This is a genomic window from Rhodococcus erythropolis R138, assembly GCF_000696675.2.
In the GTDB taxonomy this organism is placed as follows: Bacteria; Actinomycetota; Actinomycetes; order Mycobacteriales; family Mycobacteriaceae; genus Rhodococcus_F; species Rhodococcus_F erythropolis.
In genome coordinates this window covers 2,875,652-2,882,500 of sequence record NZ_CP007255.1, presented here as the reverse complement: position 1 = coordinate 2,882,500, position 6,849 = coordinate 2,875,652, and the positions used below count along the sequence as shown (strand labels likewise).

Sequence of the window (6,849 nt, the reverse complement as noted above, 5' to 3'; positions counted from 1 at the left end):
CGACGAAACGCGGGTACCCACGGTCGATGTGGAAGATGTCGTGGACTTCGGTGGTTCCGTCCGCGACCAACCCGGCAAGCACGAGCCCGGCGCCTGCCCGAATGTCCGAAGACCACACCGGCGCACTCGACAGCACTGGAACTCCGCGGATCACAGCATGGTGACCGTCGGTACGAGCGTCGGCGCCGAGTCGGATCATTTCCTCGACAAATCGGAAACGCGATTCGAATACGTTCTCGGTGATCATCGACGTGCCCTCGGCAACCGCCGCCAAACCGATTGCCATCGGCTGCAGGTCGGTCGGGAATCCGGGGTAAGGCAATGTCGCGAAATTGACTGCTTTGGGCCGTTCACGCTGGATGACACGGAAACCGTCTACCTCGGGAGTCACCTCCGCGCCGGCTGTCCGAAGCTTGTCGAGGACCAACCCGAGATGCTTGTGATTCACCCCGCGAACGCGGACGTCGCCCCTGGTCATGGAGGCAGCGACACCCCATGTTGCGGCAACGATGCGGTCACCGATGACACGGTGCGTAGTCGGTTCCAACTTGCGGACGCCTTGAATGGTGAGCGTCGAACTTCCGCCGCCCGATACCTTGGCGCCCATTTCGTTGAGCATGTTGCAGAGATCCACGATCTCGGGCTCACGTGCAGCGTTGTCGATCACCGTTTCACCTCGGGCGAGCACTGCTGCCATCAAGATGTTCTCGGTTGCACCCACAGACGGGAAGACCAGGCGAATGTTCGCGCCGTGAAGGTCGTCTGCCTCGGCAACGACACATCCGTGTTCGATTTCGCTACGCGCGCCCAACAGGCGGAGCCCGGATTGGTGCATGTCGAGTGGCCTCGAACCGATCGCATCGCCGCCAGGAAGTGCGACAACAGCGCGTCGACAACGCGCGACCAGCGGACCAAGCACACACACCGACGCCCGAAACTGCTTGACCGCGTCAAAATCAGCGTGATATTTCGGCTCGGCCGGCGTCGTGATCCGCACTTCGGAGTCTTCGAGTTCGACCTCGCAGCCCAGCCCTCGCAAGACGTCCGCCATCAGGGGCACGTCGAGAATGTCCGGGCAGTTGGTCACCACAGTGGTGCCTTCGGCCAACAGCGCAGCGGCCATCAGCTTCAACACACTGTTCTTGGCCCCTCCCACCAGTACTTCACCTTCGAGGCGGTTACCCCCGGTCACAAGAAAGTGCTCACTCACGGTTCACAGCCTAGAGCCACAACCTCGTCGGCACCGCGCCGGTACCGTAGCCCTATGTCTGTTCACCTGACGAAGATCTACACCCGGACCGGCGACGACGGGACCACCGGCCTCAGTGATTTTTCGCGAGTCTCCAAGAACGATCCGCGTCTGGTCGCCTATGCGGATTGCGACGAGACCAACGCGGCGATCGGTGTGGCCGTTGCCCTCGGCACACCCCCGGAGAATCTGCTCGCGATGCTGCGCCAGATCCAGAACGACCTCTTCGACGCGGGGGCCGACCTGTCCACCCCTGTCGTCGAGAACCCGAAGTACCCACCGCTGCGAGTGACTCAGGCCTATATCGATCGACTCGAAGGATGGTGCGATGAGCTCAATGAGCAACTGGCGCCGTTGAATTCGTTTATTCTGCCCGGTGGAACTGCCCTGGGTGCCCTGCTTCACGTAGCAAGAACCGTCTCGCGGCGTGCGGAGCGTGCGGCCTGGTCCGCCATCGATGCGAACCCGGAAGACACCAGCGTCCTCCCCGCGAAATATCTCAACAGATTGTCGGATCTGCTCTTCATCATGGGAAGAGTGGCAAATCCTGAAGGCGATGTGCTCTGGAAGCCCGGCGCCGGGGCTTGAGCGGGACCGGTCAGGCGGTGCGTCGCCTACGGGCGCGCCCGTCCGGCCGTGATTCGACCCAGGACAGGAAAGCTGTCAATGCTCCACTGTCCAAGGCGATTTCGTAGGCCGACGATCCGTCGTTGACCTTGACCACGACGATGTCGTCGCTCATGATGTCGAATTCGGTACCCGAGGGAGAGCGACGGCTCTCGACCTCGATTCCTTGACGATCAATCCTGGAGTCCGGGCCCGGCCGCAGACTCGACAGTTTGAAAAAGACGAAGGTGCTTTCGCCGTAGCGAATGATTCCGTGACGCCACCCGCTGTCCCCCGGGGATGGCAGAACACGAAGCAGTGCAGCGGTACCGCCGCGACGTAGAACCAGCAGACGATACAGAAAAGCCGCGACGAGAACCGCGAGCAGCACAACCAGAATGATCAACACAGTCATTCCGAATGTCACTGTTCGTCGGCTCCCGTCGCGGCTTTACTCGAGTAACTTACGCGCGCTCGACGGCCCGGAGCTGACCCTTGGCGACCGCAATCGCTTCGAGGTCGCCCGAGTTCTCGGCCAAGACAGCCTTGGCTGCCTCGACGTCGATGTCCTGTGCCATGTCCGCGGACTCGGCAAGAATCGTCACCGTCGTCGCAGTGACGGAGAGGAACCCTCCGTGTACTGCAGCAACGATACGCTCGCCGTCGACCGGGGTGATCGACACGGTTCCGCCCTCGATCAGCTGGCCGAGGACCGGCTCATGCCCGGGCATGATGCCGATTTCGCCCTCAGTGGTCTGAGCGCTGACCAGCGTCGCCGAACCAGACCACAAGCGCTGCTCGACGGCAACGAGTTCTACGGTCATCTCAGCCATCGTGGACTACTTCCCGGCCATCTTCTTGGCTGCAGCTTCGACGTCGTCGAGTCCACCGCAGCTGTTGAATGCCTGCTCGGGCAGGTGATCGAACTCGCCCTTGCAGACGCGGTCGAAGGCTTCGATCGTGTCGCGGAGCGGCACGACGGAGCCGGGCTCACCGGTGAACTTCTCGGCAACGATGAAGTTCTGGCCGAGGAACTTCTGGATACGACGGGCGCGGCCGACGAGGACCTTGTCCTCTTCCTGAAGCTCGTCCATACCGAGGATGGCGATGATGTCCTGCAGTTCCTTGTACTTCTGCAGGATGCGCTTGACCTCGTTGGCAACACGGAAGTGCTCGGCACCGACGATGCCGGGCTCCAGGATGCGGGAGGTCGAGCTCAGCGGATCCACAGCGGGGTAGATACCCATCTGCGAAATCGGGCGCGAGAGCTCGGTGGTGGCATCGAGGTGCGCGAACGTCGTAGCCGGCGCGGGGTCGGTGTAGTCGTCGGCGGGCACGTAAATAGCCTGCAGCGAGGTGATCGAGCGACCGCGGGTCGAGGTGATGCGCTCCTGGAGCTCACCCATCTCGTCCGCCAGCGTGGGCTGGTAGCCCACTGCCGAAGGCATACGGCCGAGGAGGGTGGAAACCTCGGAACCTGCCTGCGTGAAGCGGAAGATGTTGTCGATGAACAACAGGACGTCCTGGCCCTGAACGTCGCGGAAGTACTCCGCCATCGTCAGTGCGGACAGGGCGACGCGCATACGCGTTCCGGGCGGCTCGTCCATCTGGCCGAAGACAAGGGCGGTGTCCTGGAGGACGCCCATCTCTTCCATTTCCAGGTGGAGGTCGGTGCCCTCACGGGTACGCTCACCGACGCCTGCGAACACCGAGGTGCCCGAGAACTCGCGAGCGATACGCGTGATCATTTCCTGGATCAGAACGGTCTTGCCGACGCCGGCGCCACCGAACAGGCCGATCTTTCCACCCTTGACGTACGGGGTGAGAAGGTCGATGACCTTGATGCCGGTCTCGAGGATCTCGGTCTTACCTTCGAGCTGATCGAAGGCTGGTGGCTTGCGGTGGATGCCCCACTGCTCGCCGTCGCGGCCGAGACCGGGGGTGTCGAGGCAATCGCCCAGGGCGTTGAACACGTGGCCCTTGACGACGTCACCGACGGGAACCGAGATCGGCTTGCCCGAGTCGGTCACTGCAGTGCCGCGGACGAGGCCGTCGGTGGGCTGCATGGAGACGGTGCGGACCAGGTTGTCACCGAGGTGCTGTGCAACCTCGAGCGTCAGCGTCTTGGCGACCGAGGGAAGCGTGATCTCGGCGTTCAGGGCGTTGAACAGTTCAGGAACAGCGCCACGCGGGAATTCAACGTCCACGACGGGACCGATGACCCGCACGACGCGGCCGGCTACGGCCGAAGCCGAACCTGCCCCGTTGTTTTCGGTTACTGCTGCGGTCATGTGCTAGTCACTTCCTGCGCTCGAGGCGAGCGCGTTGGCGCCGCCGACGATCTCGCTGATTTCCTGGGTGATCTGGGCCTGGCGAGCCTGGTTGGCCTGACGGCTCAACGTGTTCACCAGTTCGTTTGCGTTGTCCGTCGCGGCCTTCATGGCGGTACGACGGGCTGCCGACTCCGATGCCGCAGCATCGAGAAGCGACGAGAAGATACGAGTGCTGACGTACTTCGGGAGAAGAGCACCGAGAAGCTTCTCGGGCTCGGGCTCGAAGCTGAAGTCCGCGACGGGGCCATTGTCATGGTCGTCGTCGTGGCCGTTGGTCAGCATGTCGTCACCGAGTTCGATGCGCTCTTCCGACACGAAGACCTCGAGAGGAGCCATACGGCGAACCTCGGGAGTCTGCGTCAGCATCGACACGAAGCGGGTGTAGACGATATGGAGTTCGTCGACGCCCTCGATCGTGCCTTCACCGTTCGGAGCGGCAACCTGGTTACCCGAACCAGCCATGAACAGCTCCACCAGGTGGCGGCTGGCCTTCGCTGCATCCGAGTAACCCGGATCCTGCGAGAAGCCCGTCCACGCAGCACCGATGTCGCGGCCGCGGAACGTGTAGTAGCCGAGTCCCTTGGAACCGAGCACGTACACGACCGGCTCCTTGCCCTCGCTGCGGAGGAGAGCCATGAGCTCTTCTGCCTGCTTGAGGACGTTGGAGTTGTAGCCACCACACATGCCGCGGTCACTGGTGACAACGAGGACCGCAGCCCGCTTGGGCTCCGGGCGCTCGTTGAGCAACGGGTGATCGAGCGAAGCAGACGCACTCGCCAATTCGGTGAGTACCTTCGTGATCTCCTCGGCATACGGCTTGGACGCGGCGACGCGAATCTGAGCCTTGGTGATACGCGAAGTCGCGATCAGTTCCTGTGCCTTGGTGATCTTCTTGGTCGAGTTGACCGACTTGATACGAGACCGCAATTCGAGAATGCTCGCCATCGATCAATCACTCTCCCTTCGGAATTCGCAGTGTCATGGGCGCGTACGTCACTTGCTGACGGTCTTGCGCTTGACGTTGATCTGCTCGTTCTCGACCTCGTCGGCGCCCAAAGCGTCAGCCTCGGCCTCGTTCACGACCCGGCTTCCGTCGGATGCGATGAAGCCTTCCTTGAACTTGTTCGTTGCAGCGATCAGCGCAGCAGCGTTGTCGGCATCGAGTGCCTTACCGCCGTTGATGCTGGAGTAGACGCCAGCAGCCGAGTGCTTGAGGTCTTCGAGCAGTTCCTTCTCGAAGCGACGGACGTCACCGATCGGAACGCTGTCGAAGATGCCTTCGCCGGCGAGGTAGATCGAGACGATCTGGTCCTCGACAGGGATCGGGCTGTACTGATCCTGCTTGAGCAGCTCGACCAGACGGGCACCGCGCTCGAGCTGAGCCTTGGAGGCAGCGTCGAGGTCGGATGCGAAAGCGGAGAACGCTTCGAGCTCACGGAACTGAGCCAGTTCCAGACGTAGCGAACCGGAAACCTTCTTCATGCCCTTGGTCTGTGCAGCGCCACCGACGCGGGAGACCGAGATACCGACGTTGATCGCGGGGCGAACGCCCTTGTTGAACAGGTCGGACTCGAGGAACACCTGACCGTCGGTGATGGAGATGACGTTGGTCGGGATGTACGCCGAGACGTCGTTCGCCTTGGTCTCGATGATCGGCAGAGCCGTCAGCGAGCCACCGCCGAGTGCGTCGGACAGCTTCGCCGAACGCTCCAGCAGACGGGAGTGCAAGTAGAAGACGTCACCGGGGTAAGCCTCGCGTCCCGGCGGGCGCCGAAGCAGCAGCGAGATGGCGCGGTACGCCTCTGCCTGCTTGGTCAGGTCGTCGAACACGACCAGAACGTGCTTGCCCTGGTACATCCAGTGCTGGCCGATGGCCGAGCCGGTGTACGGTGCGAGCCACTTGAAGCCTGCGGAATCAGAGGCCGGAGCAGCAACGATGGTGGTGTACTCCATCGCGCCCTTCTCCTCGAGGGCAGCCTTGACGCCCGCGATGGTGGAACCCTTCTGACCGATGGCAACGTAGATGCAGCGCACCTGCTTGTTGACATCGCCGGAATCCCAGTTGGCCTTCTGGTTCAGGATGGCGTCGATGCAGACCGCGGTCTTGCCGGTCTTGCGGTCGCCGATGATGAGCTGGCGCTGGCCGCGGCCGATCGGGGTCATGGCGTCGATAGCCTTGATACCGGTCTGGAGCGGCTCTTCGACCGGCTGGCGCTCGAGCACCGAAGCGGCCTGGAGCTCGAGTGCACGGTTCTCGGTGCTCTCGATCTCGCCGAGTCCGTCGATGGGCGCACCCAGCGGGTCGATGACGCGGCCGAGGAAAGCATCGCCGACGGGAACCGACAGAACGTCGCCCGTGCGCTTTACTTCCTGGCCTTCTTGAATGTTCTGGTAATCGCCAAGGATGACGGCACCGATTTCGGTGGCATCCAGGTTGAGCGCGACGCCGACGATTCCACCGGGGAACTCCAACAGCTCGTTGGACATAGCCGAAGGCAGGCCAGAGACGTGCGCAATGCCGTCACTGGTGTCGGTCACTGTGCCGACCTCCTCACGGGAGGCCTCCGGGGAGTAGCTCGCGGTGTAGTTGTCGATCGCGCTACGGATCTCGTCGGAGGAGATCGTCAGCTCCGCCATGTTTTTCCTGCTCTCGGTGTCTGG

At 62.5% G+C, this 6,849-nt stretch carries 7 protein-coding genes (1 of these 7 running past the window's edge); 1 reads left to right on the top strand and 6 read right to left on the bottom strand.

Features of this window, described 5'->3' with window-relative positions; all coding sequences use genetic code 11:
* Nucleotides 1–1,210, bottom strand: partial view of a UDP-N-acetylglucosamine 1-carboxyvinyltransferase gene (gene murA / locus H351_RS13500; protein ID WP_003941314.1) — the 5' portion only. The gene continues 50 nt to the left of window position 1, outside the view; only the first 1,210 of its 1,260 coding nucleotides appear in the window; it begins with the start codon at nucleotides 1,208–1,210; its stop codon lies off the left edge, out of view.
* Nucleotides 1,211–1,264: 54 nt separating this feature from the next.
* Here murA and H351_RS13495 point away from each other — a divergent pair, with 54 nt between their 5' ends.
* The gene (locus H351_RS13495; RefSeq protein WP_020908291.1) at nucleotides 1,265–1,837 is read left to right on the top strand and encodes a cob(I)yrinic acid a,c-diamide adenosyltransferase; all 573 of its coding nucleotides are present in this window, start codon (nucleotides 1,265–1,267) and stop codon (nucleotides 1,835–1,837) included.
* Nucleotides 1,838–1,847: 10 nt separating this feature from the next.
* Here H351_RS13495 and H351_RS13490 read toward each other — a convergent pair whose 3' ends face one another.
* From H351_RS13490 to atpA, 5 genes are read right to left on the bottom strand one after another with little or no spacing between them, the layout of a single operon-like run.
* Complete coding sequence (locus H351_RS13490; RefSeq protein ID WP_029255703.1) at nucleotides 1,848–2,270, bottom strand: DUF2550 domain-containing protein; 423 nt, start codon at nucleotides 2,268–2,270, stop codon at nucleotides 1,848–1,850.
* A 49-nt stretch (nucleotides 2,271–2,319) separates the two neighbouring features.
* A complete protein-coding gene (locus tag H351_RS13485) occupies nucleotides 2,320–2,688 on the bottom strand; it encodes a F0F1 ATP synthase subunit epsilon (protein ID WP_019749170.1) in 369 nt (122 codons plus the stop codon).
* A 6-nt stretch (nucleotides 2,689–2,694) separates the two neighbouring features.
* Nucleotides 2,695–4,146, bottom strand: coding sequence for a F0F1 ATP synthase subunit beta (gene atpD, locus H351_RS13480; RefSeq protein ID WP_003941349.1), 1,452 nt, complete (start codon nucleotides 4,144–4,146; stop codon nucleotides 2,695–2,697).
* A gap of 3 nt (nucleotides 4,147–4,149) precedes the next feature.
* The gene (locus tag H351_RS13475; RefSeq protein WP_003941320.1) at nucleotides 4,150–5,133 is read right to left on the bottom strand and encodes a F0F1 ATP synthase subunit gamma; all 984 of its coding nucleotides are present in this window, start codon (nucleotides 5,131–5,133) and stop codon (nucleotides 4,150–4,152) included.
* A 48-nt stretch (nucleotides 5,134–5,181) separates the two neighbouring features.
* Nucleotides 5,182–6,825: a F0F1 ATP synthase subunit alpha gene (atpA, locus tag H351_RS13470; RefSeq protein ID WP_019749171.1), complete on the bottom strand. Its 1,644-nt coding sequence runs from the start codon at nucleotides 6,823–6,825 to the stop codon at nucleotides 5,182–5,184.
* Nucleotides 6,826–6,849 lie beyond the last annotated feature (24 nt).

Excerpts from the sequence above, each read along its gene's own strand:
- H351_RS13495 (WP_020908291.1), top strand. The coding sequence starts at position 1,265 with ATGTCTGTTCACCTGACGAAGATCTACACCCGGACCGGCGACGACGGG.
- H351_RS13490 (WP_029255703.1), bottom strand. The coding sequence starts at position 2,270 with ATGACTGTGTTGATCATTCTGGTTGTGCTGCTCGCGGTTCTCGTCGCG.
- H351_RS13485 (WP_019749170.1), bottom strand. The coding sequence starts at position 2,688 with ATGGCTGAGATGACCGTAGAACTCGTTGCCGTCGAGCAGCGCTTGTGG.
- atpD (WP_003941349.1), bottom strand. The coding sequence starts at position 4,146 with ATGACCGCAGCAGTAACCGAAAACAACGGGGCAGGTTCGGCTTCGGCC.
- H351_RS13475 (WP_003941320.1), bottom strand. The coding sequence starts at position 5,133 with ATGGCGAGCATTCTCGAATTGCGGTCTCGTATCAAGTCGGTCAACTCG.
- atpA (WP_019749171.1), bottom strand. The coding sequence starts at position 6,825 with ATGGCGGAGCTGACGATCTCCTCCGACGAGATCCGTAGCGCGATCGAC.